This window comes from Lelliottia sp. GFLA7 (assembly GCF_056490165.1).
In genome coordinates, this window is record NZ_JBWLAQ010000089.1 from 1 (window position 1) to 436 (window position 436).

Genomic DNA, 436 nt, shown 5'->3' on the forward strand with positions numbered 1-436 from the left:
GTCCAGCCGGTACAGTGACTTTCATGGCATCCGACACACGCGATCGCATACTCGACGCCCTCGAACGCCTCCTGCTCGACGTCGGCGTGGCACAGGTGACCCTCGAAGCGGTGGCCGCGGCGGCAGGGGTCTCCAAGGGCGGACTGCTCTACCACTTCCCCACCAAGGAGGCGCTGCTGGCGTCGATGGTGCGGCGCCTCGGTGAGCGCTCGGACCAGCAGCTGGCCGACGCCGTCTCGACCGGCCGGACCGTCTCCGAGATCTCCCTGCAGTACCCACCAGCCGATTCGGCCGACGAGATCGCGCTCTACCGCTCGATGCTCGCGGCGATGCGCAGCGCCGACGGGCAGCACGACGAGGTCAGCAGGCCGTCGCCGACGTGATGCGTTCGTGGGACGCCGGACTGCTCGCCGAGATCGACGACCCGGTCCAGGCC

Annotated in this window: 1 protein-coding gene; it reads left to right on the plus strand. The window is 69.5% G+C overall.

Annotation, left to right across the window (positions count from 1 at the left end; genetic code table 11):
* Positions 1-383: TetR/AcrR family transcriptional regulator (locus AC07RN_RS21295; protein WP_478337267.1), on the plus strand; the 383-nt coding region annotated here is incomplete at its 5' end.
* Between the last annotated feature and the right edge of the window lie 53 nt (positions 384-436).